At 71.1% G+C, this 26,849-nt stretch carries 31 protein-coding genes and 1 pseudogene; 16 read left to right on the top strand and 16 right to left on the bottom strand.

Translation table 11 applies throughout. From position 1 onward, the window contains the following. Positions 1-48 precede the first annotated feature (48 nt). A complete protein-coding gene (locus tag EP757_RS31110; protein WP_127551976.1) occupies positions 49-678 on the top strand; it encodes a hypothetical protein in 630 nt (209 codons plus the stop codon). A gap of 48 nt (positions 679-726) precedes the next feature. On the opposite strand, the gene EP757_RS31105 is transcribed toward EP757_RS31110, so the two are convergent. Continuing rightward, a complete protein-coding gene (locus tag EP757_RS31105) occupies positions 727-1,314 on the bottom strand; it encodes a TetR/AcrR family transcriptional regulator (RefSeq protein ID WP_127551975.1) in 588 nt (195 codons plus the stop codon). A gap of 52 nt (positions 1,315-1,366) precedes the next feature. On the opposite strand from EP757_RS31105, the gene EP757_RS31100 reads away from it, so the two are divergent. Then, positions 1,367-1,792, top strand: a complete 426-nt coding sequence (locus tag EP757_RS31100) for a hypothetical protein (RefSeq protein WP_127551974.1) — start codon at positions 1,367-1,369, stop codon at positions 1,790-1,792. 28 nt (positions 1,793-1,820) lie between these two features. Here EP757_RS31100 and EP757_RS31095 read toward each other — a convergent pair whose 3' ends face one another. Next, positions 1,821-3,002: a zinc-dependent alcohol dehydrogenase gene (locus EP757_RS31095; RefSeq protein WP_127551973.1), complete on the bottom strand. Its 1,182-nt coding sequence runs from the start codon at positions 3,000-3,002 to the stop codon at positions 1,821-1,823. A gap of 92 nt (positions 3,003-3,094) precedes the next feature. Here EP757_RS31095 and EP757_RS31090 point away from each other — a divergent pair, with 92 nt between their 5' ends. The 3 genes from EP757_RS31090 to EP757_RS31080 are packed head-to-tail and all read left to right on the top strand — an operon-like array spanning position 3,095 to position 5,051. Continuing rightward, positions 3,095-4,024, top strand: a complete 930-nt coding sequence (locus EP757_RS31090) for a patatin family protein (RefSeq protein WP_127551972.1) — start codon at positions 3,095-3,097, stop codon at positions 4,022-4,024. 32 nt (positions 4,025-4,056) lie between these two features. Continuing rightward, positions 4,057-4,590: an RNA polymerase sigma factor gene (locus tag EP757_RS31085; RefSeq protein ID WP_127551971.1), complete on the top strand. Its 534-nt coding sequence runs from the start codon at positions 4,057-4,059 to the stop codon at positions 4,588-4,590. Beyond that, complete coding sequence (locus tag EP757_RS31080; RefSeq protein WP_127551970.1) at positions 4,587-5,051, top strand: transmembrane transport protein; 465 nt, start codon at positions 4,587-4,589, stop codon at positions 5,049-5,051. Before EP757_RS31085 ends, EP757_RS31080 begins: the two co-directional genes overlap by 4 nt. Before the next feature lie 61 nt (positions 5,052-5,112). Here the strand turns inward: EP757_RS31080 and EP757_RS31075 are convergent, their stop codons facing one another. Together EP757_RS31075 and EP757_RS31070 are read right to left on the bottom strand one after the other, a co-directional pair. Next, positions 5,113-5,616 carry a hypothetical protein gene (locus EP757_RS31075; RefSeq protein ID WP_127551969.1) on the bottom strand — a complete coding sequence of 168 codons (504 nt, stop codon included), beginning with the start codon at positions 5,614-5,616 and terminating at the stop codon, positions 5,113-5,115. A gap of 160 nt (positions 5,617-5,776) precedes the next feature. After that, positions 5,777-7,336, bottom strand: coding sequence for an ATP-binding protein (locus EP757_RS31070; RefSeq protein ID WP_232050089.1), 1,560 nt, complete (start codon positions 7,334-7,336; stop codon positions 5,777-5,779). A 68-nt stretch (positions 7,337-7,404) separates the two neighbouring features. Here EP757_RS31070 and EP757_RS31065 point away from each other — a divergent pair, with 68 nt between their 5' ends. Then, the gene (locus tag EP757_RS31065) at positions 7,405-8,142 is read left to right on the top strand and encodes a nucleotidyltransferase domain-containing protein (protein ID WP_127551968.1); all 738 of its coding nucleotides are present in this window, start codon (positions 7,405-7,407) and stop codon (positions 8,140-8,142) included. 131 nt (positions 8,143-8,273) lie between these two features. Further along, on the top strand, positions 8,274-9,023 hold the full coding sequence (locus EP757_RS31060; RefSeq protein WP_146002954.1) for a polysaccharide deacetylase family protein: 750 nt from the start codon (positions 8,274-8,276) through the stop codon (positions 9,021-9,023). Here the strand turns inward: EP757_RS31060 and EP757_RS31055 are convergent. Both EP757_RS31055 and EP757_RS31050 read right to left on the bottom strand, forming a co-directional pair. Beyond that, positions 9,002-10,165 carry a PrsW family intramembrane metalloprotease gene (locus tag EP757_RS31055; protein WP_127551966.1) on the bottom strand — a complete coding sequence of 388 codons (1,164 nt, stop codon included), beginning with the start codon at positions 10,163-10,165 and terminating at the stop codon, positions 9,002-9,004. The genes EP757_RS31060 and EP757_RS31055 overlap by 22 nt on opposite strands. Beyond that, the gene (locus tag EP757_RS31050; protein ID WP_127551965.1) at positions 10,162-10,794 is read right to left on the bottom strand and encodes a hypothetical protein; all 633 of its coding nucleotides are present in this window, start codon (positions 10,792-10,794) and stop codon (positions 10,162-10,164) included. The genes EP757_RS31055 and EP757_RS31050 overlap by 4 nt, the downstream gene beginning before the upstream one ends. Before the next feature lie 260 nt (positions 10,795-11,054). Here EP757_RS31050 and EP757_RS31045 point away from each other — a divergent pair, with 260 nt between their 5' ends. The 3 genes from EP757_RS31045 to EP757_RS31035 all read left to right on the top strand — a co-directional run bounded on the left by EP757_RS31045 (position 11,055) and on the right by EP757_RS31035 (position 12,598). Further along, positions 11,055-11,408: a hypothetical protein gene (locus EP757_RS31045; protein WP_127551964.1), complete on the top strand. Its 354-nt coding sequence runs from the start codon at positions 11,055-11,057 to the stop codon at positions 11,406-11,408. A 135-nt stretch (positions 11,409-11,543) separates the two neighbouring features. Beyond that, complete coding sequence (locus tag EP757_RS31040; RefSeq protein WP_232050088.1) at positions 11,544-12,011, top strand: CGNR zinc finger domain-containing protein; 468 nt, start codon at positions 11,544-11,546, stop codon at positions 12,009-12,011. Between the two features lie 134 nt (positions 12,012-12,145). Beyond that, on the top strand, positions 12,146-12,598 hold the full coding sequence (locus EP757_RS31035) for a lamin tail domain-containing protein (protein ID WP_127554515.1): 453 nt from the start codon (positions 12,146-12,148) through the stop codon (positions 12,596-12,598). 46 nt (positions 12,599-12,644) lie between these two features. Here EP757_RS31035 and EP757_RS31030 read toward each other — a convergent pair whose 3' ends face one another. After that, positions 12,645-13,502: an RDD family protein gene (locus tag EP757_RS31030; protein ID WP_232050087.1), complete on the bottom strand. Its 858-nt coding sequence runs from the start codon at positions 13,500-13,502 to the stop codon at positions 12,645-12,647. A gap of 28 nt (positions 13,503-13,530) precedes the next feature. Between EP757_RS31030 and EP757_RS31025 the strand changes: the two genes are divergently transcribed. Then, positions 13,531-14,514 carry a stage II sporulation protein M gene (locus EP757_RS31025; protein ID WP_127551962.1) on the top strand — a complete coding sequence of 328 codons (984 nt, stop codon included), beginning with the start codon at positions 13,531-13,533 and terminating at the stop codon, positions 14,512-14,514. A 91-nt stretch (positions 14,515-14,605) separates the two neighbouring features. On the opposite strand, the gene EP757_RS31020 is transcribed toward EP757_RS31025, so the two are convergent. From EP757_RS31020 to EP757_RS31005, 4 genes are read right to left on the bottom strand one after another with little or no spacing between them, the layout of a single operon-like run. Beyond that, a complete protein-coding gene (locus tag EP757_RS31020) occupies positions 14,606-15,679 on the bottom strand; it encodes an NADAR family protein (RefSeq protein WP_127551961.1) in 1,074 nt (357 codons plus the stop codon). Between the two features lie 55 nt (positions 15,680-15,734). Next, on the bottom strand, positions 15,735-16,223 hold the full coding sequence (locus EP757_RS31015) for a hypothetical protein (protein ID WP_127551960.1): 489 nt from the start codon (positions 16,221-16,223) through the stop codon (positions 15,735-15,737). A gap of 25 nt (positions 16,224-16,248) precedes the next feature. Next, positions 16,249-16,710 (bottom strand): peptidoglycan-binding protein, encoded by a 462-nt coding sequence (locus EP757_RS31010; protein WP_127551959.1) that lies wholly within the window; start codon positions 16,708-16,710, stop codon positions 16,249-16,251. Then, positions 16,695-17,660 (bottom strand): LysR family transcriptional regulator, encoded by a 966-nt coding sequence (locus tag EP757_RS31005; protein WP_127551958.1) that lies wholly within the window; start codon positions 17,658-17,660, stop codon positions 16,695-16,697. Before EP757_RS31005 ends, EP757_RS31010 begins: the two co-directional genes overlap by 16 nt. A gap of 84 nt (positions 17,661-17,744) precedes the next feature. Here EP757_RS31005 and EP757_RS31000 point away from each other — a divergent pair, with 84 nt between their 5' ends. Further along, on the top strand, positions 17,745-18,635 hold the full coding sequence (locus EP757_RS31000; RefSeq protein WP_127551957.1) for a DMT family transporter: 891 nt from the start codon (positions 17,745-17,747) through the stop codon (positions 18,633-18,635). A gap of 38 nt (positions 18,636-18,673) precedes the next feature. Beyond that, positions 18,674-19,894 carry a pectate lyase gene (locus tag EP757_RS30995; RefSeq protein ID WP_127551956.1) on the top strand — a complete coding sequence of 407 codons (1,221 nt, stop codon included), beginning with the start codon at positions 18,674-18,676 and terminating at the stop codon, positions 19,892-19,894. A 47-nt stretch (positions 19,895-19,941) separates the two neighbouring features. Here the strand turns inward: EP757_RS30995 and EP757_RS30990 are convergent, their stop codons facing one another. Then, the gene (locus tag EP757_RS30990; RefSeq protein WP_127551955.1) at positions 19,942-20,598 is read right to left on the bottom strand and encodes a response regulator transcription factor; all 657 of its coding nucleotides are present in this window, start codon (positions 20,596-20,598) and stop codon (positions 19,942-19,944) included. Then, entirely contained in the window at positions 20,595-21,839 is a 1,245-nt protein-coding gene (locus tag EP757_RS30985) for a sensor histidine kinase (protein ID WP_127551954.1), read from the bottom strand. Before EP757_RS30985 ends, EP757_RS30990 begins: the two co-directional genes overlap by 4 nt. Positions 21,840-21,963: 124 nt before the next feature. Between EP757_RS30985 and EP757_RS30980 the strand changes: the two are divergent. Both EP757_RS30980 and EP757_RS30975 read left to right on the top strand, forming a co-directional pair. Further along, positions 21,964-22,608: pseudogene (locus EP757_RS30980) on the top strand (ABC transporter ATP-binding protein); the annotation flags it as partial. Positions 22,609-22,679: 71 nt separating this feature from the next. Beyond that, positions 22,680-23,423 (top strand): ABC transporter permease subunit, encoded by a 744-nt coding sequence (locus EP757_RS30975; RefSeq protein WP_127551952.1) that lies wholly within the window; start codon positions 22,680-22,682, stop codon positions 23,421-23,423. 71 nt (positions 23,424-23,494) lie between these two features. Here EP757_RS30975 and EP757_RS30970 read toward each other — a convergent pair whose 3' ends face one another. The 3 genes from EP757_RS30970 to EP757_RS30960 form a co-directional block, all read right to left on the bottom strand. Next, on the bottom strand, positions 23,495-24,454 hold the full coding sequence (locus EP757_RS30970) for a hypothetical protein (protein WP_127551951.1): 960 nt from the start codon (positions 24,452-24,454) through the stop codon (positions 23,495-23,497). Continuing rightward, positions 24,451-25,656: a cytochrome P450 gene (locus EP757_RS30965; RefSeq protein WP_127551950.1), complete on the bottom strand. Its 1,206-nt coding sequence runs from the start codon at positions 25,654-25,656 to the stop codon at positions 24,451-24,453. Before EP757_RS30965 ends, EP757_RS30970 begins: the two co-directional genes overlap by 4 nt. 79 nt (positions 25,657-25,735) lie before the next feature. Then, the gene (locus tag EP757_RS30960; RefSeq protein WP_127551949.1) at positions 25,736-26,269 is read right to left on the bottom strand and encodes a hypothetical protein; all 534 of its coding nucleotides are present in this window, start codon (positions 26,267-26,269) and stop codon (positions 25,736-25,738) included. A gap of 222 nt (positions 26,270-26,491) precedes the next feature. On the opposite strand from EP757_RS30960, the gene EP757_RS30955 reads away from it, so the two are divergent. Further along, a complete protein-coding gene (locus EP757_RS30955; protein WP_127551948.1) occupies positions 26,492-26,743 on the top strand; it encodes a type B 50S ribosomal protein L31 in 252 nt (83 codons plus the stop codon). Positions 26,744-26,849 lie beyond the last annotated feature (106 nt).

The raw sequence follows: 26,849 nt of genomic DNA, 5'->3' as shown, positions 1-26,849 counted from the left end.
CGACCGCCACTGTAGTGATCGATCACCACGTCAGCGATGATGGTCGCCATGATCAAAGTTCGGGGCGCGGCGGCAGCGCTGATCCTCGCCGGCGCCCTGCCCGCAGCCTGTGCCGACCAGAGCGCTCAGGCCGGCTGCGACCCCGCCACGGCCGGAATCCGCTGGGCGGAACCGGTCACCGGTTCACGCCTCATCGAGGTGACGCTTCACCGCGAACGAGCCCGGATGCCGCCGGAAGGCGAGGAGGTGCTGTCCGACCCGTTCGGCCCGTCGATCACCGGGCTGGAGGCGCCGGCCTCCTGGATCCCGGTGCTGGCCGGCTCCCTGGGCGCCGAGATCAGGCGAACCGTCGGTACGGGGACGGCGGAGCTGACCGGCAGCCGATCCGTGTTTCTCGCGGGCGGCCTGGACGATCCGACCAACACCGACTCGCTGTTCTGGACGGGCGTGACGACGGTGTCGGCCGGCTTCACGGTCGGCTGCGCGACACCGGCGTCCGGGACGTTCACGTCCTGGACGGAGACCACCGCCGGGGCAGTCACCTGCGGTTCCCGCAGCGAACCCGACGAGGAGCTGGGCAGGCAGGCCCGCGGCCACTGCCCGCGTACGCCTTCGGAAGGACCGGCGCCGTACCTGAGGCTGCCCGACGGCTACATCGGCTCACCGGCACCGGAATAAGAACCAGCACCGGAACAAGAACCGGCACCGGAGTGAGAACCGAGGCGATCAGCCGGGCAGCGGACGGCCGACGATCCGCCGCGCGTCGCCCTCCGCGAGCCCGAAGAGCCGCAGCACCCCCAGGGCGGTCTGATCGGCGGCCTGATCGGACCGCCCCAACCGAACCGTCCCCAGCACCGCTCCCCCGACGCAGGCGAACGCCACCTCGGTGTCGTCGAAGCACAGCCGGCCGACATCGTGGGCGTGCCGCAGGAAGGCCAGCGCCGCCGACGACAGGGGTTGCAGGTAGGCGAACCCGGCCCGATCCATCACGGCAGCGATCGAGGGATGCGTGGCGGGGAACCGCGCGGTGAGCCGCACCGCGACCGACAGCACCTCGGCGGGGTCGGTCAGCCCGGCGACCGCCGAGGAGAGCAGTGCCAGATGCTCGGCCGCGACCTCGGCGATCGCCTGCTCGAACAGCGTCTGCTTCGACTCGAAGTGGTTGTAGAAGCTCCCGAACCCGACATCGGCCGCGTCGGTGATCTCCTGGATGGACACCTCGGCCGGCACCCGGAACACCAGCAGGTCACGGGCTGCTCCGAGCAGGGCCGCGCGCGTACGGGCACGGCGCCGGTCGAGGCGATTCTCGGTCACCCCCGCATCCTAACTGTTGAGGAATTCATCAGAACTGATAGCGTACGACGGTATGAAGAAGATCCTGCAGGCCGCTCTCGGCGCCACCCTCGCCTTCGCCGGGACCACGCACCTGACCGTCGCCCGCGAGGAGTTCCAGGCACAGGTGCCGTCCTGGTTCCCGATCGACACCGACTTCGTGGTGCTCGCCTCGGGAGTGGCCGAGATCGGTCTCGGCGCCGCACTGCTGACGGTGTGGAAGCAGCCGTACCGCGGTCTGGTCGGCGCGGCAGCGGGCACGTTCTTCGTCGTGATCTTCCCGGGCAACGTCGCCCAGTGGCTGGAACACAAGGACGGCTTCGGCCTGGACACCGACACGAAGCGGTTCGTCCGCCTCTTCTTCCAGCCGCTGCTGGTGGTCTGGGCGCTGGGCGCGACCGACGCCGTGCGTACCGTGCGGGATCTCGTCGGACGGAGGAAGCAGCCCTCCGCGTCCTGATCCTCCGTCCGACGATGGTCCGCACACGTCAGGGTTTGAGCACGACCTTGATGCAGCCGTCCTCCTTCTTCTTGAAGATGTCATAGGCGTGCGGCGCCTCGGCGAGCGGCAGCCGGTGCGTGACGAGGTCGTTCACGCCGAGCGGGTCGTCGTCGCCGCTGAGCAGCGGCAGGATGTCGTCGACCCAGCGCTTCACGTGGGCCTGCCCCATCCGCATCGTCACGCCCTTGTCGAACAGGTCCATCATCGGCATCGGGTCGGCGTTGCCGCCGTAGACGCCGATGATCGACACGGTGCCGGCCCGGCGTACCGCGGCGAAGGCGGTCGTCAGCGCGGCCATCCGGTCGATGCCGGCGGTCTCCACGGCCTTGCGGGCCAGCGGGTCGGGGAGCATCCCGGCCGCCTTCACGGCAGCGGACTGGATCGGGGAGCCGTGCGCCTCCATGCCGACGGTCTCGATCACCCGGTCGGCGCCCCGGCCCTTGGTCAGCTCGTAGACGGCGGCGGGCACGTCGACGTCGCTGTCGTCGAGCACCTCGATGCCGTTGCGGCGGGCCATCTCGAGGCGTTCCGGCACGCTGTCCGAGGCGATCACCCGCTCGGCGCCGAGGTGGCGGGCGATGCGGGCGCTCATCTGCCCGATCGGCCCGAGACCGGTCACGAAGACGGTGTCGCCGGGTTCGACGTCGGCGTACTTCGCCGCCTGCCACGAGGTGGTCAGCACGTCGGACAGGAACAGCCAGCGCTCGTCCGGATGGTGATCGGGCACCTTGATCGGGCCGAACTGGGCCTGCGGCACCCGGAGGAACTCGGCCTGACCGCCCGGGACCTGCCCGTACAACTTGGTGTAACCGAACAGCGCGGCGCCCTTGCCCTGCCCGATGACCTGCGTGGTCTCGCATTGGGCGTAGAACCCGCGGGTGCACATCCAGCAGTGCCCGCAGGAGATGTTGAACGGGATCACCACCCGGTCGCCGGGCTTGATGTGGGTGACCTCCGGGCCGACCTCCTCGACGATGCCCATCGGCTCGTGCCCGAGGACGTCGCCCTTGTCGAGGTACATCCCCAGCACGTCGTAGAGGTGCAGGTCCGAACCGCAGATCGCGGTGGAGGTGATCCTGATGATCGCGTCGGTGGGTTCCTGGATCTTCGGGTCCGGCACGGTCTCGACGGAGACCTTGCCCGTCCCCTGCCACGTCAAAGCTCGCATGTCAGTGTCAATGCCCACCAAAAGGCTTTCCTATCGTACGAGCGGAGCCGACCTTTCCCGGCCACCCTCGAACGACCGCCTAAGCTCTCGGGATGACCGACGGGCACGAGGTTCTGCGAGTGATCGCGGAGCGGGTGAAGAACGGCAACCGCGCTGACGGGAACCGGCTGGCGCTGGCGATCGAGGGCGGCGGCATGCGCGGCACCGTCTCGGCCGGCATGGCCCTGGCGCTGCACGAGGCAGGGGTCACCGGCGCGTTCGACGCCGTCTACGGCGCGTCGGCCGGGGCGATCACCGGCGCCTGGCTGCTCAGCGGCACCCCGGAGAAGCTGTCCGGCTGGGCCGAGCCGTCCTACGCCCGCGCGATGATCCGGTTGTCGAACGTGTGGCGCGGCAAACCGATGGTCGACGTCCATCACCTGGTGGAGCACATCTACGCCGAGGTGGAGAACATGGACTTCGCCGCCATCCTCGGCAACGCGATCGAGTACCACCCGCTCGCCACCGACTGCGCCACCGGCGAGTCGACGGATCTGCGCCCGCTGCTGACCGGCCCGGCCGAGCTGCGACTGGCGCTGCGGGCCAGCGCGGCGCTGCCGCTCCTGGCCGGCCCGCCGGTGCGGCTGGGCGGCCGGCGGTTCTACGACGCGGGCCTGGCGGAGTCGGTCCCGTACCGGACGGCGCTGGCCCAGGGTGCCACGCACGTGCTGGTGCTGCGCTCCCGGCCGCCGATCACCGCGGCGGCCGGCCCGGCGGCGGAACCCTCGTGGGGCGCCCGCATGATCGCCCGGACCGCGCTGCGCGGCCACACCCCGGAACTGCACCGCAGCTACCTCGCGCGGGCGCTGCGGCTGCACGAGGACGAGGCGACCCTGGCCGAGTACGACCGGTCCGGCGCGGCGGTGCTGTCGATCCGGCCGCCGGCGAGCGCCCCGGTGGTCGGCCGGCTGACGAAGGACGGCGCGGTGCTGCTGGCCGCCCTCGAAGCGGGCCGTTCCGCCGCTCGCACGGTCTTCGCGTGAACCTCCGCGGCCGCTGCCGCGACTGTTGAGGTGTGAACGCCGATCGCGTCCAGCGGGACGCCCAGCTCGTCGTCCGGGCCCAGCTCGGCGATCGCCGTGCGCTGTCCGAACTGGTCGGGCACTGGCATCTGCCGCTCTGGCGGTACGTGCGCCGGATGACCGCGGACGCCGACGACATCACCCAGCAGGCCTGGGCCACCGCGCTGGGGTCCCTCCCCCACCTGCGCGAGCCGGATCGGTTCGCGCCGTGGCTCTTCACCATCGCCAGGCGGCGGCTGATGGATCAACTACGGCAGGCGTACGGGGTACCGGAGCACCCTGATCCCGCCGTGCCGGAGGGCCGCGACCCGCTCGACGGGGTCCTGGACCGGGCACAGATCGCCGAGGGCCTGGACGGCCTCGCCCCGCCCGAGCGCGAAGTCATCGAACTGTTCCACCTGCAGGAACTGAGCCTGCAGGAGTGTTCGCAGGTCCTGGCCGTGCCGCCGGGGACGGTCAAGTCCCGCCTGCACCGCGCCCGCCGGCAACTGCGGGACGTCCTCATCGCGAAGGGGTACGCATCGTGACCGACACCCCCGGGTTCACGCCGGAGACCGTTCTGCGCGGCATGTCGCTGCGCCGCCGGGTCGGCCTCGTGCTGGTCGCCCTGGCCGGCGGCTGCGGCGCGGCCCTGCTGACGCTGCTCGCGCTGACCGAACCGGAACCGCTCCCGCTGCGGACGAAGGCGGCGTTCGGCGCGCTGGCGGTGATGAGTTCGTGCTGGTCCGCGTACGCAGCCTGGTGCCTGAGACGCATGCCGCTCTTCGCGGCAGACCGGGTGATCGCCGGCTGGCTGGCGTTGATCTTCACCACCGTGACCGCGATCGCCGTCCTGGCCGTCGCCGTGACCAGGCCGGGTCCGGTGCCGCTGACCGCCCTGGCGACGGCGCTGCTGAGCGTCGCCGTGGCCGGGTGGCTGCTGCACCGGGCGACGGCACGACGGAAAGCCCTGCTCAGATTCCGCGGCGAGTGGCCGATGAACCGGTGAACGCACGTCGCCGGGCCGGCGGAAGCAATGGCTCCCTGGATGTCACAGCCACCCACCGGCCCTACGACCGCACGATGTCGATCAGATAGTCGATGGGCCGGGGGCTCCACTCGATGGCGGCGACGGGATCGCCGCCCTGCCGGACGATCCGCTCGACCAGCCACGTCCGGTCCAGGTCGATTCCCCAGCCGTCGCGCACCTCGTCCGCTACGAAGCCGTCGGCGACGCTGAGCCCGGCCCGCATCCGCACCCGGCTGCCCGCCGCGGGAACCGGCTCCTCCGGATCGGAGCCGGCCAGACGGTGATGGTCACCGGGTTGCCGCCGCGGCGGATCCGGCGGAAACGACGACTCGAGGACGTGGAACGGCACCCCGCCCGTGGTGAACACCCAGCCACCGAACATCGACTCCCGCACCGGCGGGACCACGACGCCGTCGAGTTCACCCGGTTCGGCCGCGCCGTCGCGGCGGCGGTAGAGGCAGTACGCGCTCAAGGCCAGCGTCACCTCCCGGCCGGTCTGCGCCCGGAACCCGTCGCTGGCCACCGCCTCAGCGAAGACACTCACACCCGTCAGCCTCACCACTCCATGATCCACAACACGCGCAAGACGTCATCCGCGCACGACGACGAGCAGGCGGGACGGGCGGAAGCGGCGGATCAGCAGCTCGGAGACCGCCGCGATGACGGCGCCTTTCGCGAGCATCGACCACTGTCGGCGGACGACTTCAGCGGGGCAGCTCCACGCGCACGGTGGTGCCGGGACGCCGGTGGTTGGGGGTCACCGTGATCGTGCCGTGGTGGCGCGACACGATGAGTTGCGCGATGGCCAGGCCCAGCCCGGCGCCCGGGATGGCCAGCTCGGTGGTGATCGCGCCGCGGAAGAAGCGGTCGAAGATCAGGGGCCGCTCGTGGACCGGGATGCCGAGGCCGGTGTCGGTCACCTCGACCACGGCGGTGGCGTCACCGCCGGTCACCGTGACGGCGACCGAGCCGCCCTCCGGGGTGTACGTGATCGCGTTGTCGACCAGCGCGGTGACCAGCTGGTGCAGGCGGCGCGGGTCGCCGGAGAGGGGCAGCCGCTCCGGTTCGGCGAAGGTGAGCGTGAGGTGCTTCGCGGCGGCGGACGGCTCGATGTCGGCGACGGCGCCGCTGACCACCGCCGCCAGGTCGATGTCGCTCATCTGCAGCGGGCTCTTGCCGGCGTCGAAGGCGGACAGGTCCAGCAGCGCCTCGACCAGGCGGCGCAGGCGTTCACTGCCGCGCCGGGCGGCGGCGATCATCGGCAGCAGGTCGGCGGCCGGGGTGTCCGGGTCGCTCTCGTTGAGCAGTTCCAGGTACGACCCGATGATCGTGACCGGGGTGCGCAGCTCGTGGCCGACCAGGTTGAGGTACTCGTCCTTGCTGCGCGCCAGCTGACCGGTGAGTTCGGCGGCCCGGCGGGCCTCGGTGACGTCGTGGAAGACGGCGACCGCGCCCATCCGCCGGATCGGGTGCGCGTTCACGACGAGTTGCCGCCGCTCGCCGTCCCGGCCGTGCAGCACGTAGTCGGCGCCGCGCACGTCGGTACCGGTCAGCGCCAGTAGCAGCGGCAGCTTCGCCGGATCGACCGGGGCGCCTTCCGGCGTGGTGAGCGGCAGTTGCCGGACCCACTGCTCGACCGGACCTTCGGTGATCGACACGCCGAGTTGTTCCCGCAGCGAGCGGTTCACCAGCACCAGCCGGCCGCCGGTGTCGCAGGCGGCCACCCCGGTGTCCAGGCTGTCCAGCAGCGTGTCCAGGAACATCCGCTGGCGGTACTCGGTCTCGTGCGCGCGCAGTTCGGCCACGAACGCGGTGCAGGCCTGCGCGCCGTCGTCGACGGCGGTCAGCTCCTCGGGCTGCCAGTGCCGTGGCTGGTAGTCCATCACCGAGCAGGTGCCCATGATCCTGCCGTCCGGGTCGCGGACCGGGAAGCCGGCGAAGGCGCGGATGCCGACGGTCCGGACCGGCGCGTCGGCGGGAACGCGCTCGTCGGTGTTCACGTCGCTGATCACGACCGGGAAGCCGGTGCGCATGACCAGGCCGCCGAGCGTGGCGGAGACCGGCACGTCCCGCATCGGCTCGAAACCGGTGGGCAGGTTGTAGCCGCCGACCAGCCGCAGGTTCCGCTCGTCGACCAGGTGGATGAGCCCGCAGGCGGCCCGGGCGCCGTGCACGGTCAGCGCGGCGAGCCGGTCGGCGGCGGAGTGCGTCATCCCGCCCGCGGTCATCTCCATGGCGGCCGGCGCCGTCCCGGTCTGGTCCATGTTTTCCCATTCTCGTCACGACGGTGTCCGGGCGGGGCCGGTTGGACGAATCCTCGTAGGGTGAGCGGATGCTGCCGCCCGATGTCCAGAAGACGTGTCAGGACTATCTGGCGCTCGCCGACGAGCACGCCCCCGATCTCGTACGCGGTCTCTACCTGCAGGGGTCCGTCGCCCTCGACGACTACCGCCCCGGGGTCAGCGACATCGACTTCGTCGTCGTGACCGGCCGCGAGCCGGCCCCCGAGGAGCTGAGGACGATCCACGGCCTGCTGCGGGAGTCGCACGGGGAGACCTGCTTCGACGGCCTCTACGTGACCGCCGACGATCTCCGCCGCGATCCGCAGGACACCCCTCCGGGACCGGCCGTGCACGAGTGGAAGGTCGAGGAGCGCTCCCGCTTCGAGCGCAACCTGGTCACCTGGCACGTCCTGGCCCAGGGCGGTGTCCCGGTCCGCGGCCCGGAGCTCGACGTCCACACCGACTGGCCGGCGCTGGCCGAACGGACCCGCGCGAACCTGGCCGGATACTGGACGAACTGGCGGACCGCGGCCGCCTTCACCCCCGGCACCCGGACCACCTGCTGGGGTGTGCTCGGCATGACCCGGCTGCGGCACACCCTGGCCGCCGGGCGGGTCACCGCGAAGACCGAAGCCGCCGCGTTCGCCCTGGAGACCTACGACCCGCGCTGGCACCGGATCGTCAAGGAGGCGCTGCGCCTGCGGGTCGGCGGCGAACCGGAGTACCGCAGCCCGGTCCACCGCCACCTCGACACGCTCCGCTACACCGCGATGGTCCTCGAAACGTGAGGGTGCGTCTCGTCACCGGAGCCGCGAGGGGAATGGATCGGAGGCTGCCGGAAAGCGCAGCTCACTACGAACATCCGCCGATCGGTTGCCGCGAATGGTGGCGACGGCTGTCACATTGACGCCCTCGTGAAGTGATCGTGACGATGGGCGCTCCACGGAGACATGGGGGCGCCTCTATGACGAGAATCGTCGACAACCGACGGCTGTTCGCACGCATCGCGACAGCCGCCATCGCCGGATCGCTGATGGTGGCCGTCGCGCCCCAGGCGAGCTACGCAGCGCCCGCTGAACAATCCGCTACCCAAGCCGCGGTTCAGGCTCAGGCCAAGCGCAAGACAGTGGCGCTGACGTTCGACGACGGGCCGTCGAAGTACACGCCGCAGATTCTCGACATCCTCAAGAAGAACAACGTGAAAGCGACGTTCTGCATGCTGGGGAACAATGTCGGGCCGTACAAGAAGACCGCGAAGCGGGTCGTCAAGGAAGGGCACCGGCTCTGTAATCACAGCCGCAACCACCCGGACTTCACGACGCTGTCGAACAGCGCCGCCCGCTCGCAGATCGTCTACACCCAGGGCAGGATCCGTGAGGTCACGGGCCGGAGCCCGAAGGTGTTCCGATTCCCGTACGGATCGAGCAATTCTCGTGTCCGCAAGGTCGTCCGGAACCAGGATCTGCGCATTCTGGGCTGGACCGTCGACACCCGGGACTGGTCGCGGCCGGGCACCAGGGTGATCGTCAGCCGGGCGGTGAACAACACGCGGCCCGGTGGCGTGATCCTGATGCACGACGGCGGCGGCAACCGCACTCAGACGGTTGCCGCCCTCGACAAGACCATCAAGAAGCTGAAGGCGAAGGGTTACACCTTCGTGCTCGCCTGAGAGGACGCCCGCAGCCGGGTGATCTCGCTGCGGGCGTGCTCCACGCCCTCGCTGTCGTGCCCCCGAGCCGCCGCGATCTCCTGGGCCAGGTCGTTCGCGGCCGCGAGGACGTGCCTGGCCCGCTGCCGCTCGTGATGGCCGTGCTGCGAGTGCCTATACCGCCGCCGGGCCCGCCAGCCGCCGGCCGCCGCCGTCACCTCGGCGTCGGTGAGCAGCCCGGACTCGGTCTCCGGGGCGAGGATGTCGCGCAGCCACGCCTGTTCCTGCGGCACCGCGAGCCGGAACGCCACCCCGAGCAGCAGCAGGTCGGCGACCGGCAGCACCACGACCATCAGCAGGACCACCCCGACGCCACCCAGCGCGGAGTAGCCGAGCGCGGCGACGTCGTCCCAGAGCCCGTGCGCGATCATCGCGGCGATCATCAGCAGCAGGCCGCGCAGCCGGTGCGGGCGGGGCCCCCGGCCGAGCAGCCACATGATGCCGGAGCAGAAGACCGCGCTGAACAGCACGTGCCCGACCAGCCCGGTCAGGCTGCGGACCAGGAAGATGTTCCACGCCGAGCCGGCCTGGTCGGCGCCGAAGTTGCCGGCCGTGCTGTTGTACGCGTAGAGCACGTCCTCGACGACCTGGAAACCGAGCCCGGTGTACGCGCCGATGATCAGGCCGTCGAACGGGCTGCGGACCAGCTTCGGCGCGAGACCGATCAGCAGGATCAGCGCGAGCCCCTTGCCGGCCTCCTCGTTGATCGGCGCGGTCAGGCCGGCGCCCCAGTCGCTGACCCAGGCCTGGCCGAACGCCTTGCCGTAGAGCGACAGGAACGCGCCGTTGGCGGGCAGCGCGATCCAGAACGTCGCGGCGGCACCACCCCAGACGAACGCGGTGAGCAGCAGATCGCCCGGCAGCCGGGTGTAGCGGTTGTGATAGGCGAGCAGGATCAGCCACGGCACGGTGTAGAGGGCGAACGCCAGCACGCCGACGCCGAGACCGGTGCCGTACGCCGAGGCGCCCGGTCCGAAGTAGCGGACCAGCTGGTAGAGGCCGCCGGCGACGCCGAGGGCGTACACCCAGAAGCAGAGGTTGCGGGGCTGGACGAGGCGGAACGGCGTCCCCCAGCCGGACTCCTCGAGCGCGGTGGACCTCACTTCTGGGCCTCCAGGGTCACGCTGCGCAGCACGGCGTCGATCTCGCCGGCGTGCGCGGCCAGCTGGTTCGCCGTGCCGACCACCTCGATCGACATGCCGCGACCGTCGGGGAAGGTGTACGCCGCGAGGATGCCGTCGTTCGAGGTGCTCCCGAACTGCTCGGCGACACCGGTGACGCCGCCGGCCGCGGTGATCGTGGCGCGGTCGCTCGTGACGGTGATGTGCTTCCTGTCGTTGCGGTTCAGCTGGTCCAGCAGCGCGTTCGCATCCCCGGAGAAGTTCGCGACCTGGATCTGCGCGCCGACGCCGCCGGTGCCGAACGCCGCGGTCGCCGATCCGGCGCCGGGCTGCACGGTGTTCGCGCCGACCAGGATCCCGTCGGTGAGCTGCCAGCCGGCCGGCGGCGCCACGGTGAGCCCGGCGTTGAGGTTGAGCCGCTGACCGGCTTCGATCACCGCGCCGCCCGGCACGGCCTGGTCGATCAGCGGGATGATCGTGCGCAGCAGCAGGGCGATGCCGAGGACCACCAGCCCGGGGAGCAGCGTGCGGCGGTCGAGGCCGAGCCATCGGCGTTCGACGGGTATCCAGGTGTCCTTCAGGACGTGACGTCCCCCGTATGAGCTGACCATGCGATCACCCTGGCACGGCGAGGATCGTGCTGCCTGTTACCGGGACGCTACATCGCGGTGATCCACCTCTCGTCCGTGATTCGCCCGATGGGGTGTCCCGCGTCGCTCTCCCCCGCGCCGCTCGTTATGCATAGCCGCCGCCGGACGAATTCCGCTCACTTTTCACGGGCGGTCACCAGAATGGTGAGAACAGACCGGAGAATGCTCGTGTTCGGACACCGGAATCGGCCGCGAAAAGGACCGGCCGCTATGGTCCCCGGATGCGTAAAGCGCTTTTTCTCCCCGCTCTTCTGCTGATTCTCCCGGGCTGTGGCGCCGAGCCGGCCGAGGCTCCCGAACCGGTCGCCCAGACCGACACCAACAAGGTCGCGTGTGCCGCGGTGACCGAGGTCAACGTGGCGAAGGCCCACCTCGATCCGGCGCGCACCGGCCAGGCGGCGCAGGTCGCGGCGCAGGCCACTCAGGAGTCGATCCGCACGGCGGCCGGCGAGGTCCGGGAGACCAGCGCCGCGGTGGCCGCCGCCGCGCCGAAACCCGAGCAGAAGCTCAACCTCGCGATGGCCCAGGCCTGGCTCGATCTGTCGAGCGCGTGCGGCGAGCTGTACGGCGGATAATCACGCGGCGAGCACCCGTCCCCATGGCCCATCCTCACCGGCAGGGGCGTTCCCCCAGACGCCCCGGCCACCTACTCGGCAACCATCCTTATGCAACACCATCGAAAGGCCACAGTGGTGTTGTACAGTGTTCTGGTGATCGACCTCCGGGTAGTCGAGGAGTTTCTGAACACTCTCGACGAGCGCACCTTCAGCCGCCACGGCGTGCCCCATCAGGGCGCCGACACTCTGTCCGCCTGGGTGTCCACTCACCAGGTGGCGGACTCGGCCGGGGCCGCCGAGCTGCGAGCGGCCTTGCGTACCAGTCTGTCAGGCGTCGGCGTCGACCCGCTCGCCGCCTTCCCGATCCGCCTCGAGACGTTTCCCGACGGCCGCCTCCGCCTCGCCTCCACCGTCCCCGACCCGGCCTTGGCGGTCATCGTCGTCGCCGTGGCCCACGCCGTGGCCGACGGCACCTGGCACCGCCTCCGCCTCTGCGCGGCCCCGGACTGCCGCCGCGCCTTCCTCGACACCTCCCGCAACGGCGCAGGCCGCTGGTGCTCCATGGAGGTGTGCGGCAATCGCAGCAAGACGCGCACCTACCGCAACCGCAAGAACACCTGAGGATCACATCCCTGCCGCCGAGGGCCCGGCCCGGGCTCATGTGGCGAGGCAACGGCGCGCACGTCACCCGGACAGCGGATCTTCCGGGAATCTGGCTCGCGGAAAGGCTCGGCCGGCCGACGCTCGCTGGTGTGATGATGCTGCTGACCGCTGCCGCCCTGACCGCCGTCGTCGCGCCGCTCGGCGTCGTGCAGGGCGACCCGGCTGCCGTCACCACGCCGGTGCCGCGGCTCGACGTCGCGCAGTACGACTCGCCAGGCAAGGACACCCGCAGCGCGGAGAGCCTCAACGCCGAGTGGATCTCGCTGGTCAACGACGGGGCGAAGCCGGTCTCGATCACCGGCTGGTCGATCCGGGAGCAGGGTGGGCGGGCGTACACGTTCGGCGTGGCCACGATCGCCGCCAAGGGGCGGATCTGGCTGCACACCGGGCGGGGTGCCGACACGGCCACGCACCGATACTGGAACAGCGGCAACTACCTGTGGAACAACCCCGGTGACACGGCGACCCTGCGGGATACGACCGGCAAGATCACTGACACCTGCGAGTGGACCCAGAAGACCGGCCGGACACAGGTGACCTGCTGATCCAGCGCAGTCTGATTCAGCGCAGTCTGATTCAGCGCAGTCTCATTCAGCGTGGAGACGCCGGACGCAGACCGGCGACCACGGCCGACTTCTCCGATATCTCAGACATCGCCCGCACGCCCGGAATCGCCTCCGCCCGCCGCCGCCGCTCAGCCAGGACCGCGGCCAGATACGCGTCCGGCGGGGTGCCGGCCGGAGGAGCCGGGCGTACCGCAGCCGCCACTTCGGACGCCAGTTCATGACCGAGCCGGGATCGCTGCGGCTCGCGCAGCACCGGCGCCCGCGACAGATACTGCCGGACGGCGAGCGCCAGCCCGTCGTCGAGCGCGGACAGGTCGGCGACCACCGCCCACGGGCCGAGGGCGGCCGGCATGGGCGGGACCGGCAGCCACGGGTACGGCCGCCGCACGTGCACCACCATCGTGCCCGCGGCGAGATCCCCGATCCGGCGCCCGCGCGACGAGCCGATCATCGTGCCGAAGCTGATCATCCAGGTGACTAGGGGGAACAGCAGGCCGGGCCACTCGATGGCGAAGCCGACCAGCGAGCGGGTGAACGCGTGCCGCACCCGGATCGGCCCGCCGTCCTCGCGGACCACCCGCAGACCGACGACGAGTTTGCCGACGCTGCGGCCGTTCGTCAGGGTCTCGATCAGCGTCGGATAGCCGAGCAGCACGATCACCACCACGACGCGGATCACCGTGTCGGACAACGCGTCGTCGACGATGCTGGGCGGCAACACACGCAGCGTGATGGAGGTGAGCAGCAGCAGGAACAGGGCGAGCACCACCTGCGCGCCGATGTCGAAGGCGAGCGCGAGCGCCCGGGAGCCGAGCCGGGCCGGGCGCACGTCGAGCGCCACCGCCTCCGCGTTGACAACCCGCCCGTCACCCAGCACAGTCACCCGGACAGTAAACACGAAAGGCCGACGGGTGGATCTGGACGCATACGTGCTGGACCGCGCCGGCGAGTGGGACCGGATGGAACAGCTCGCACGGCGTCGCCGGCTCAGCGCCGCGGAGGCCGACGAACTGGTCATGCTCTACCAGCGGGCCGCCACGCACCTGTCGGTGCTGCGCCGCCGCTCCCCCGACCCGGTCGTGCTCGCCGATCTCTCCCGGCAGCTGATGGCCGGTCGCGCCGCGATCAATCGCGGACAAGGATTCGTCTGGCGGTCGATCCCCCGGTTCTTCCTGCGGACGTTCCCGGCGCAGCTCTACGCCGCACGCCACTGGTGGATCACCCTCGGCATCCTGCTGATGATCGCGGGTAGCACGCTGACCTGGTACATCAACGCGTACCCGCAGGTCCTCGCGCCCTTCCTCAGCGAGCAGCAGATCACCGACCTGGTCGGCGGTGACTTCGTCGGCTATTACAGTCAGTATCGGCCGCAGAACTTCGCCGGCCAGGTCTGGACGAACAACGCCGTGCTCACGGCCCAGTGCATCGCGGCCGGGGTACTGATCCTGCCGGTCTTCTACCTACTCGGCGTGAACCTGCTCAACATCAGCATCACCGGCGGTGTCCTCTTCGGCAACGGCGCCGGCGGCACGTTCCTGACCTACCTCGCGCCGCACGGCCTCCTGGAGCTGACCTGCGTCTTCATCGGCGCGGCGGTCGGTCTGCGGATCGGCTGGGCCTGGATCGCCCCCGGCCCGTCGCGGACCAGGCGGCAGGCCCTCACCGATCGAGCACGCTCCGGCATGCTGATCGCTGTCGGTCTCGTTCCGGTGCTGGCGATCGCCGGCGCGCTGGAGGCGTATCTCACGCCCTCGACGCTGCCGCCGGCCGCCCGCATCGGTCTCGGCGCGGTGGTCTGGCTCGCGTTCCTCGCTTACGCACTGCTACTGGGCCGGGCGGCCCAGGCACGCGGCGTCCCCGACGACAGCGCACGCTACGAGCTTCCCCAGGTCTGACCCTTCCTTGTACGAGGGACACGCCCGCTCTGCTGCGCACCACCGCCGGCGAGGAGAACGCGACGACGAGCGAGGCCGGCGCCGGAGAGCCCTAGAGGCCCGCCATCTCGGAGCGGACGAGTTCGAGGAGACGGCCCATCCAGTTGCGGCCCTCCTTGCCACCACTCCAGTAGGGCGAGCTGACGTTGTACTCGATCCGGCCGTCGCCGGTGCCGGCCAGCACCGCGGCCAGGTCGGGGTGCTGCTGGAACTTCGCGCGGACGACAGTGTGCATGGCGGCCAGCCGGACCGCCGGCCAGTCGTCCCGCACACCGAGTTGCTGCGCCACCACCGAAGCGTCGGAATAGTGGGGCGCGTCGCGAACCGCGAGCCGGTCCGTGTCAGTGGTCACGGCCAGCGCCCAATAGGCGTGCAGAGCCGTCGGATAGGTGATCCCGCCGAGCTCGATCGGCGCCGGGCACTCGTTGCGCAGGCATTCGACGCCCGGCGGCGACGGGAAGCGGCCGGGGATCGTCGCCAGTTTCACCGTCGGCCCGGAAACCCGATCGGCGGCCGAGGCCGGCGGGACCCAGCCGGAGAAGTAGGCGACCGCCTCCGCGTACTCCGCGAAGGTGATCTTCTCGTCGGCGTCGGCGTCGGCGTCGTCGACCAGGTCGGCGACCGGGGTGCAGAGGACTTCGAGGGGCCAGTCCCGGTAGTCCATGTCGCCGAGCGCGTAGACCCGCAGATGAGACGGGATCGCGCGATAGGCGGCGGCCAGCAGCTCCCGGTTCCCCTCGGTCCGGTCGGCGAGGAAGACGGCGAGCGCCCGCAGGCAGCGCCGCGTCGCATCAGGACGGCCATTGAGCGTGTCGATCTCGTCGGCCACCTCGCCGACCAGGTCCTCGGCGGTCACGTAGCCGGCCGGGTCGGTGACCGTCCAGGACGCCAGGTGATGCGCCGAGACCGGAATCCCGGGCTCCGGAGTGGTGGTGACCTTGCCGCTGGCGAGCTTCGCCCGCAGGCCGTCCAGATCCACCCAGTCCCAGCAGTAGATCAAACCGTCCGCGTAGATCAGCAGGTCGGTCAGGAACTGGTTCCGCCCGTTCCGGATGAAGACCGGCCGCCAGGTGCCCTCGATCTGCTCACCGTCGACGATCCGATAGGTCCTGCGATCAAGCGCCACCGGCGCATTGTAGAGAAATCAGGACCCGGAAGATCATCCGCGGTCGCGGAGGTCGTTACATCGCGCGCTGAGTCGTCCGCCGCCGCGCCAGCGCGGCGGCGGCCAGGCCGAGTCCCGCCGCCGCGGCGAAGAAGGATCCGAGGATCACCAGGGCTTCGGTACGGGCGTCGTGCACCAGCGGTGGCCTCCCGATCGCGAGCTCGATCCCTCCGTCGCAGGTGACGGTGCGGTCCCCGGCCGGCCAGGACTGCAGGGTGAGGACGCCGTACCAGGTGGTGCGTTTCCTCTCGATCCACAGATCCTGGTCCCGCATCGACACCTGCGAGAAGCCGCCGTCCTGGTCGGGGTAGTCGCACCACACCGCCGTCCTGGTGGTGGCCCACACCATCGTCGCCTCCGGCTTCAGCGGCAGGACCACGGGTTCACCGGGCTCGAACCCCTTCTCGATGCTGCCGCGCACCGGCACGAACAGCAGCGAGGCCAGACCGGCAGCGGTGACGAACAGCAGGGCTGCGACGGCGGCGAACCGGGCGGCGGGCTTCATGCCCGGCATTATGGCGCGAAGATCGTCAGAACGACAGCATGCCGCTGACCAGCGCCTGCCACGTCATCGGACCCACGATCCCGTCGACGGCCATGGACGGCACATCGGCGTGGATCGCCTCCTGGAAGCCGCGGACCGCCGCCTCGGTCTCGGCGCCGAAGACGCCGTCCACCTGCGGACCCTTCGACGGGTCGCCGGACAGGTCGCGGAACTGGAACTCCTCCTGCACACCGCGGACCGCGTCGCCCTCGGAGCCGCGCCGCACCTCGATGATCAGCGCCGACCAGGTGTTCGGGCCGACGACGCCGTCGACGGTCAGCTTCCGGGACTTCTGGAAGGCCCGGACCGCCGCATCCGTCTTCGGCCCGAAGATGCCGTCCACAGTGATCGTCTGCCCGCGTGCCCGCAGCAGGTACTGCAGGGTGATGACGGGATGTTCCTTGTCGCCCTGCCGGGTGTTCGGCCACGGGCTCAGGGTTCCGGCCATGGTGAGGTCTCCTCTCGACCCGTCCGAGCCTCCGCCTCCCCCGGCTCCGGGGCATCATTTGCGCCGTGATCTGACAGCAGGCCGAGGACCATCGCCAGCGGCGGCCAGGTCAGGCGTCCCCGCTTGGTCCACGCGAAGATCCGCAGGTGGATCGCCGGATCACGGAGCGGCTGGACGACGACGCCGGGACGGGTGGCGCGGCCGATCGGCAGCAGGCCGACCCCGCTGCCGGTGACGATCAGGTCCTCGACCAGGTCCAGGCTGTCGGCGTGGTGGTAGAGGCGCGGCTCGAACCCGGCCATCGCGGCGATCACCCGCAGCGCGGCCTCCTCGGCGGGGTTACGCGGATTGCCGATCCACGCCGTGCCCGCGAACCGGGCGAACAACTCCGGCGACGGCAGGCGCCCGGCCCCGGCGGCGTGCTCGGCGGGCACCCCGAGACCCCAGTCGCTCTGCCACAGCGGCCGCGACGCGAACGACGGGTCCCGCGCGGCCGGCGCCAGGTTGTAGTCGTACACCAGGGCCAGGTCGATCTGATTCGTGAGCAGCGCCTCGGTCGCCTCGCCGGGTTCCAATTCCGAGACCAGCACCTGTACGCCGGACCGCCGCCCGGCCAGCGAGGTGATCACCGGAATCACGGCGCGCCGCAGCGTGGTCGCCGAGCCGGCCACCCGCACCACGCCGGCCGGCTCGGCGTCCGGGTCGAGATCGGCGCGCGCCGCGTCGACGGCGGCCAGGATCGTGACCGCGTGCCCGGCCAGGCGACGGCCCGCCGGGCTCAGCCGCACGCCCCGGCCGTCGCGTTCCAGCAGTTCGGCACCGGCCTGCCGGCCCAGGGTGGCGATCTGCTGGGAGATCGTCGAGGTGCTGGTCCGCATCACGTCGGCGACCGCCCGCATCGAGCCGAGCCGGGCGAGCTCCAGCAGGACCGTCAAGAGCTTCGGATCCATTTCCCGATCGTACGCAAACCGTGGACGGTGAGTTCGTGACCGCCACGTGGACGTGAACGGTCGGTGGCTGATCCACTGGCCCCCATGAGCACCGCCACCAGCCGCGACGGGGCGCTCCTCGCGCTCGCCTCGATGTTCACCATCCAGATCGGCGTGGCCGGGTCCGTCCGCTTCCTCGACGACCTCGGCCCGCTCGGCGCCGCGTGGCTGCGGCTGACCTGCGCCGCCCTGCTGATCGTGGCGATCGTCCGGCCGTGGCGCTACACGTACTCGGCCGCCGCCCTGCGGGCCGGAGCACTGCTCGGGGTGGCCTCGGCCGGAATGGCGATCTTCTTCATGTCGGCCGCGGACCGGCTGCCGCTCGGCACGGCCGGCGCCATCGAGTTCCTCGGCCCGCTCACCGTCGCGGCGCTGACCGGCCGCCGCCGCGCCGCCTGGGTCTGGCCGGCCGTGGCGGGCGCCGGGGTCCTGCTGCTGACCCGCCCGTGGACCGGCGCCCCGGACCTGCTGGGCGTGGTGTTCGCGCTGCTGTCGGCGGTCTGCTACGCCGGGTACATCGTGTTCACCGAGCGGGTAGGCGACGAGAGCCACGGCATCAAGGGCCTGGCCGTGTCGATGCCGGTCGCCGCCCTGGTCATCACGCTGGTGGCCGGGCCACCACCCCTCGGCGAGCTCACCTGGTCGCTCGCCGTGACCGGATTCGCGCTCGCGGTCCTCGTACCCTTCCTGCCGTTCCTCCTGGAACTGCTGGCGCTGCGGCGGCTGCCCACGGCGGCGTTCTCCACGCTGATGTGCCTGGAGCCGGCGTTCGCTCTGCTGGCCGGGCTGGTGCTGCTCGGGCAGGGCGCCGGCCTGAACGACCTGGCCGGAGTCGCCGCCGTGGTGGTCGCCGGCATCGGCGCGGTGCGCGCCCCTTCTTGCGATCATATTGACGACTCTCTATCCTCGCCAGGAAAGCGCTTTCCCCCCGCTTGAAGGCGCTCCGCCCATCCCCGCATGAAGGTGAGAGATCGATGAGAAGACCCGTCGCTCTGCGATGGATCGCCGTGGCGGCCACCGCCGTCACGAGCGCCGCGATCATGGTTGCGCTGCCGTCGGCGCAGGCCCTGGCCGCGGACAACCTGAGCCTCGGCGCCGGCGCCGACGGCTCCAGCAAGGCCAGCGGCACCAGCTACGGCAACGTCCGGGACGGCAACACCGGGACCTACTGGTCACCGGCGAGCGCGACCGGCTACGTCTCGGTCAAGTGGAGCAGCGCGACGACGGTCTCCTCGGCCGTCATCAGGCAGGCCGCAGGCGGTGGCTCGATCAGCGCCTGGCGTGTTCTCAACGCCGACAGCGGCAGCGTGCTCTCCTCCGGCAGCGGCAGCCCGAGCACGATCACGTTCTCGGCGACGTCGCTGAAGAAGCTCACGTTCGAGATCACCAGCGCGTCCGCCGCCCCGCGGATCGCCGAGTTCGAGTCCTACAACGGCGGCTCCACGCCGACCAGCAGCCCGACGAGCAGCCCGACGAGCAGCCCCACCAGCAGCCCGAGCCCGACCAGCGGCACCGGAACCCCGACCGGCGCCTGGCCGTCCTCGAAGGGCTCGGTGTCGATCAGCAGCACGGTCGACGTCTCCGGCACCTTCGACGGCGGCATGAAGACCTACTGCTGCATCGGCGACGGCTCGCAGAGCGAATCGCAGGACCCGATGTTCAGCATCGCCAACGGCGGCACCCTGCAGAACGTCATCATCGGATCCCCCGCCGGCGACGGCGTGCACTGCGAAGGCACCTGCACGATCCGCAACGTCTGGTGGAACGACATCGGCGAGGACGCCGCCACCTTCAAGGGCACCGGCGGCGGCACCAGTTACGTCATCGGCGGCGGCGCCAAGGGCGGCAGCGACAAGACCTTCCAGCACAACGGCAACGGCACGGTCAACATCTCCGGCTTCTACCTGAGCGGATCCGGGAAGCTCTACCGCGGCTGCGGCAACTGCACCAACTCCTACCAGCGCCACGTGAGAATCGACAACGTGCTGCTGAACGACATCGACATGGTCGCCGGCATCAACAGCAACTGGGGCGACACGGCCACCATCACCCGCGTCACCCTGACCAACAGCTCCGGCGCCACGGTCTGCGGCAAGTACCAGGGCGTCGCCAAGGGCAGCGAGCCCAAGTACCTCGGCGAAGGCTGGAACGACGCCAACTGCAAGGTCACCCAGAGCGACATCACGTACAAGTAGCAGCGCGGGGCGCCCGCCGTCCGGGCGGGCGCCCTCCCGCACCCGGGTCAAGGGACGACGAGACCGGTCCGGTACGCGACGATCACCAACTGCACCCGGTCGCGAGCGGCCAGTTTGGTCATCAGCCGGCCCACATGGCTCTTCACCGTGGGGGTCGTGATGTGCATCCGCTCGGCGATCTCGGCGTTGGTGGCGCCCTGCCCGATCAGGGTCAGCACCTCGCGTTCACGCTCGGTGACGCCGTCCAGCGACACCGGGCCGTCCGGCACCGGCGACGGATGCTTGACCACCATCGCGATGAGGCGCCGGGTCACGCTCGGGGCGATCAGCGCATCCCCGGTCGCGACCACCCGGATGCCGGCGACGATCTCTTCGAGCGCCATGTCCTTGACCAGGAAACCGGATGCCCCGGCGCGCAGTGCCCCGTACACGTTCTCATCGTCGTCGAACGTGGTCAGCACGACGACGCGGGGCGCGCCGGGTTCGGCGGTGATCCGGCGGGTCGCCTCGATGCCGTCGAGGCCGGGCATCCGGATGTCCATCAGCACCACGTCGGGACTCAGCTCACGGCTCAGCCGCACGGCGTCGGCGCCGGTCCCCGCCTCACCGGCCACCTCGATGTCGCCGGCGTCGGCCAGGACCATCTGCAGGGCGCTGCGGATCAACGCGTGGTCGTCGGCGAGCAGCACTCGCACCGCCGTCATGGCCCGACCGGCAGCCGCGCCGCCACCTGGAAGCCGCCGCCTCGCCGTGCTCCCGCGGTGATGGTGCCGTCGGCCAGGGCGACCCGCTCGCGCAGGCCGGCCAGGCCGAAGCCTCCGGTCGCCGGGTCGCCGCCGCGGCCGTCGTCGGTCACCTCGATGGCCAGTTCGCCGGAGCCGTAGTCGACCGAGATCCGGCAGGTCTCGGCGCCCGCGTGGCGCAGCACGTTGGTGAGCGACTCCTGGATGATCCGGTAGGCGGAGAGCTCGATGTCGGCGGCGAGTGGCCGCCGATCGCCGCTGACGGTCAGCGCGACCGCCACGCCCGCGGCCGTCGTGGCGCCCACGAGCTGCTCCAGATCGGCCAGTCCGGGTGCGGGCCGCAGCGCCGCCTCGGCGTCGTGCCGCAGCCCGGCTTCCGTGTCCTCCCGCAGCACCGCCTTCGTGTCGTGCCGGAGGCCGCCGAGCATGCGGCGCAGCCCGGACAGGGTGTCCCGGCTGGTGGCCTCGATGGCGCGCATCGCCTCACGGGCCCGTTCCGGCTGGGTGTCCATGACCCGGGCCGCCGCCCCGGCCTGCAGCGCGATGACGCCGACGCTGTGCGCGACGTGGTCGTGCAGTTCCCGGGAGATGCGCAGCCGTTCGGCCGTCACGGCCTGCTCGGCGGCCTGCTCGCGGAGCCGCCGGGCGTACTCCCCGGCTTGCCGGACCGAGTAGCCGAGCAGGCCGGCGACCAGGGCGGGCAGCACCGCGTATGCCAGCCAGACGGTCCCGTCGACGACGGCACCGGCGTCGGCGCCCGGGAAGGGCTGCCCGAAGACCACCCGCAACAGCGCGGCGGCCGGCAGGGCGGCGAGCACCGGGAGCAGCGCGGCACTCCACGCCAGGGGCGGCCGGGCCATGACGACACGGGCGAGCACCAGGTCGGCGGCGAGCAGGAGCAGGCCCAGCATCTGGTCCGGATGGGCGGCGAGGCCCGGCGGGCCCACGGCGAGCACCAGCGCGACGGCGGAGACGACCAGTGAGTACGACGCTGTCAGGGGACGACGGCGCACCTGAGTGCTCGCGCCGAGCCCGGTCACGGCCGCGGCGGCGACGACGGCCCAGCACCAGGCCGGCCGCGGGGACACCACGGACGGCAGGCCGGGCAGTCCGGAGTAGCCGCGCAACGCCCAGAACACGGCGATCGACCAGAGCAGCGCCACCCAGCCACCCGGCGGCAGGCTGCGCGGCGGTTCGGACATGTGGCGAGCCTATCGGCGCGGCCGCGGGGAGGACATCCGACCACGGGCGTACGACCACGGTCGGTATCCCCCGGGCTGCTGTGGTCCGATGACGCGGCCGGCGACGACCGGAACAGTGACCGGCATGATTGAAGTCGATCGACTGACCAAACGGTACGGATCCACCACCGCGGTGGCCGGGCTGTCGTTCACCGCCCGGCCCGGCCGGGTCACCGGGTTCCTCGGCCCGAACGGCGCCGGCAAGACGACCACACTGCGGGTGCTCCTCGGCCTCGATGCCGCAACCAGCGGCGCTGCCACGATCGGTGGAGTGCCGTTCCGCTCGCACCGGCGCGGTCTGCGGCACGCCGGCGCGCTGCTCGACGGCCGGCAGGCGCATCCCGGCCTGTCCGCCGCGGTGCATCTGGCGGCGCTGGCCCGCAGCAACGGCCTGCCGGGAAGGCGGGTCGGCGACGTGCTCGCCGAGGTCGGCCTCACCGCGGTCGCGCACCGGCTCGTCGGCACCTACTCCCTGGGCATGCGGCAGCGGCTCGGCGTGGCCACGGCCCTTCTCGGTGACCCGCCGGTGCTCATCTTCGACGAACCGGTGAACGGGATGGACCCGGAGGGAATCCACTGGGCGCGCGGGCTGTTCCGGCGGCTCGCCGCCGAGGGCCGCACCGTCTTCCTCTCCAGCCACTTGATCGGTGAGATGGCGGCGACCGCCGACGACGTCGTCGTGATCGGCCAGGGCCGGCTCCTCGCCGCCGGCTCGATCGATTCGTTCGCCGGCGACTCCCTGGAGGACGTCTTCCTACGCTTGACCTCCGCCAGCGTCGACTACCGGGCCGGTGGTGCGTGATGCGCGACGTGATCGCGGCCGAATGGATCAAGATGCGCTCGTTGCGCTCCACCCGGTGGACTCTGGCAGGGACCACTTCGGCAGTGGTCGGCTCGGCGGTGGCCGACGCTTACACGAGCCCGCCGGAGAACGGGTTCCAGCTCAGCGACGCCTTCCCGGTGGCCGGCTTCCTGGTGCTGATCGTGGCGGCGACGGCCTTCGGTTCCGCGGCGATGCTCGGCGAGTACGGCAGCGGCCTCATCCGGGCCACCTCGGTCGCCGTGCCGGCCCGCGCCGAAGTCGTTCTGGCCAAGGCAGCCGTGATCGCCGCCGTCTGGACGGTCGCCGGCACGGTCATGGCCGCGAGCTCGTTCACCGTCACCGGGCTCATCCTCGGCGATGTGACGCTCAGCCGTCCCGGAACGGGCGCCGCCCTGCTCGCGGCGATCCTGATCGGACCGGTGTGCGCTCTGACCGGCCTCGCTCTCGCCGTGCTCGTACGCCATGCCGGCGCCGTGTACGTCGCCGGGATCCTCCTGCTGGTCCTGGCGCCGCAGATGGTCGGCACCCGTCAGGAACCATCGCGGATGATCAACCATGCGATGCTGCTCCCGGCGTGGCAGCGACTGACTCAGGCGTACGGGTCGCCGGAGGCGGTCGGCGACATCTACGCGACCGCCACCACGGCCTGGCTCGTGTACGCGCTGTGGCCGCTGATCCTCCTCGCAGCCGCCGTGTCCGTGCATCGGCGTCGCGACGTGTGAATCCCCGGCCAGGCCGCGGGACAGCAGGGATCGGCCGGCCGGAAGCCATCCCGAAGCATCGGGCGCGGGTCTCAACCCGAGATCTCGGAGGACTGGGCGATCAGATTCTCGGCTGGCGGGGTGGCGGCCCCGTCCGGCCGGCCGGCTCGGTCGTGGGCGGCGCGCAGCGCGGTCAGCACCCGCTCGGCCTGGGCGGTGTCGCCCAGCGCGGTCGCGGCCACCACCCGGATCAGCAGGGCGGCGGTCACGTCGGGCTCGGCCGACGGCGCGATGCCCAGCAGGATCCGGCGAGCGTCGGCGGGCCGGTCGTTCCGCAGCTCCACGATCGCCCGGGCCACCAGATGCCAATGGTCGCGTGGTCGTCCACCGCCCCCGGCCAGGGCCGAGGCCGTCGCTGCGAGCCGGGCCAGCGTCTGCGGGTCGACCGGCCGGCCGTCCACCACCATGCGATGCAGTTCAGGGAGTCCCGGGATCACCGCCGGCGCCGGATTTGCGCCACCGGCCGAGGCGGCGGCTCGGGCGCGGGCCGGGCGGAAGAGCCAGCGCAGGACGTGGGTGCCGTCGCTGTGGAGCGTGCCGAGCCTCTGCGGGAGCAGGCTCAGCAGGCCGATCAGTCCGGAGGCGAACGCCGCCATCAGCGCGCACTCCCGGACGGTCATCGGCAGATCCGCCGTTCCCGCCTTCGACAGGCCGGCCGCGAGCAGCACGTTCACCGCCGGTCCGGCCAGGTGGAACAGGACGAACCGCAGCGGCAGCAGAGGGCTGCCGGGATCGGTGGTGACGCGGACGTAGGCGGGTTCGGCGTACCGGATGCGGGTCTCGATGATCTTCAGACGCGTGACGAGCGCCGCTAGTAGGTGGCCGCCCTCGTGCAGCGGGATGCTCACCAGCACGCAGGCCGGCACCGCGATGATCGGCAGGACCCAGCCGGCGAGACCGCTGTCCAGTGTGTCGAGCGCGAGCTTGACCAGGAGGGTGAGCACCGCGGCGAGGAGCAGCCAGCCGCTGAGGGTTCGCCCGCGTGAGATCACCCGGAGAGCGTAGGGCGGAACCGCAGCCGCAGCGACCCCGGCGCCCGGGTGAACACGCCCTGCGGCACCGGTGGCTCGGCCAGTTCGATGTCGTCCATCGCGTCGAGCAACGCGTTCACCGCCACCTCCACCTCGGCCTTCGCCAGCATCGCGCCGACGCAGAAGTGACGGCCCAGGGCGAAACCGGTGTGGTCGGCCGCGGCGGTGAACGCCTTGGCGAAGTCGAGGTCGGGGCGGGTGACGTCGAAGCGGTCCGGGTCGGCGTACCGGCGGGGATCCCGGTTCGCGGCCGCGATCAGGCAGACCACCGTGGCGCCCGCCGGGACCGTCCCGCCGGAGAGCCGCACGTCCTCGGCCGGCTGCCGCATGATCATCTGTACGGGCGGCGAGTGCCGCAGCGTCTCGGCCAGGGCGTGCGCGATCAGCGACCGGTCCGCGCGCACCAGGGCCATCTGCTCCGGATCGCGGACCAGGTTGAGCATCAGGTTGGCGAGCGCCTTGTCGGTGGTCTCGCCGCCCGCCACGAGCAGCAGGCTGACGAACGCCTTGATCTCCAGCGCGGACATCCGCTCGCCGTCGATCTCCGCGGTGCCGAGCACCGACAGCAGGTCGTCGCGGGGGTCGGCGACGCGTGCGGCGATGCGCGGAAGGAGGTACGCCTGCAGCTCATCCTTGGTCAGCAGCCCCCGCTCGGTCACCTCCGGGTCCTGCGTCAGGTTCGCCAGGAACGCCATGATCGAGGTGTACCAGCGGTGGAAGAGCGCGTGGTCGGACTTCGGCAGCCCGAGCATGTCGACGATCACGTTGATCGGATAGCGGGTGGTGAACGCGTCGACGAGGTCCACCTCGCCGTCGTCGCGGAAGTCGTCGAGCAGCTCCCGGCTGTTGCGCCGCATCACCGGGACGAACCGGGCGGTCAGTTCGCTGCCCCGGAACGCCGGGGTCACCAGCCGCCGGTGGATCGCGTGCTCCCGGCCGTCCATCTGCAGGATCGTGCGCCCGTGCACGGGCTCCAGCTGCCAGCTGTAGTTGTCGCTGGTGAACGCCGGGTCCTTGAACGCGCGCTCGACGTCCTCGTAGCGGCTGATCACGTACGCGTTCATGCCCTCGTGGAAGGCGAGCGGCCGGGTCTCCCGCAGCGCCTCCCACACCGGGACGGGGTCGGCCATGCACTCCGGGGACAGGATGTCGGTGACGGTCATCGGCTGCCTTTCCAGGCGGTGTCCACTGCGGACACACTGTGCGACTCCCGGTTAACTTACCGGCCCTGCCGCTCGGCGGCTACTGCTGAGCACGCCAGCGGAACTGGTTGGCCGGCCCCTCCCGCCACTCCAGGACACCGGCCCTCACCAGGGCCAGCAGCATGCCGCGGAGTTCGTTTCCGAGGGGGTTGTCGGTCCAGAAGACGTGCCTCACCTCGGCGAAGGTGCGGCCGGCGAAGAGGCCGAGGACCTGGCCGAGCAGGAATTGCGCCCCCTCGGCGTCGGTCCACTGCGCCAGGCCGGCAGCGAGCGTGCCCGGTCCCGCAAAGCCGTGGACGCCGGGCGGGGCGGGATAGCCGGGCGGCGGCTGGTGATAGGCCGGCGGAGGCGCGTAATAGCCCGGTGGCGGCGGCGGTGCGTAGTACGGCGGCGGATATGGAGCCGGCTGCCCGTATCGACCCGGTGGCACCTCCCCCACCGGCCCGACCTCCCGCTCGACGACGGCGTAGACCTCGGCGGCCGTGATCCCGTAGCGTGCCGCGATCCCGTCCACGTCGTGCCCGTCCCCGAACTCCGCGACGATCCGATCGTCCCTGCTCTGCTCCACGCCCACCCCGCCACGCTAACCGGCGCGCCCACCCGCGACCGCCCGGCACGAAAACAGGATGAACCCGCGACGCGCGACTGCTGTACTCATAGTCAGCGAACCGGCGCTGAGTGTTACTGAATCGGCCTCGGCGCCGGGCGCTTCGAACTGTCTCGCAGGACACACACCGGGCTGAAATATCGACCCCGGCGGATCGGTTGTAGCGGTCGATCACCCTGGAGGTCAGTCATGCGAAACGGAATCCACCCCGATTACCAGCCCGTCGTGTACCGCGACCGGAACGCCGACTACGCGTTCCTGACCCGCTCGACGGCCACCAGTGACAAGACTGTCGAGTGGACGGACGGCGCCACGTACCCGGTCGTCGACGTGCAGATCTCGAGCGCGAGCCACCCGTTCTGGACCGGTCGCAGCCGGGTGCTGGACACCGCGGGCCGCATCGAGAAGTTCCGGGCGAAGTACGCGAAGTTCACCGGGTAAAGCCGCGGACGGCCGCCTCTCACATCAGGGAGGCGGCCGTTGTGACATTCGCCGCTATCCACTTTCGGTGCTATTCACGTTTCGGTTGCGTTTCTAAGCTCGGACT

This window comes from Actinoplanes sp. OR16 (assembly GCF_004001265.1).
GTDB lineage: Bacteria > Actinomycetota > Actinomycetes > Mycobacteriales > Micromonosporaceae > Actinoplanes.
The sequence above is the reverse complement of the archived record's forward strand: the minus strand, read 5'-3'. Positions and strand labels throughout refer to the sequence as shown.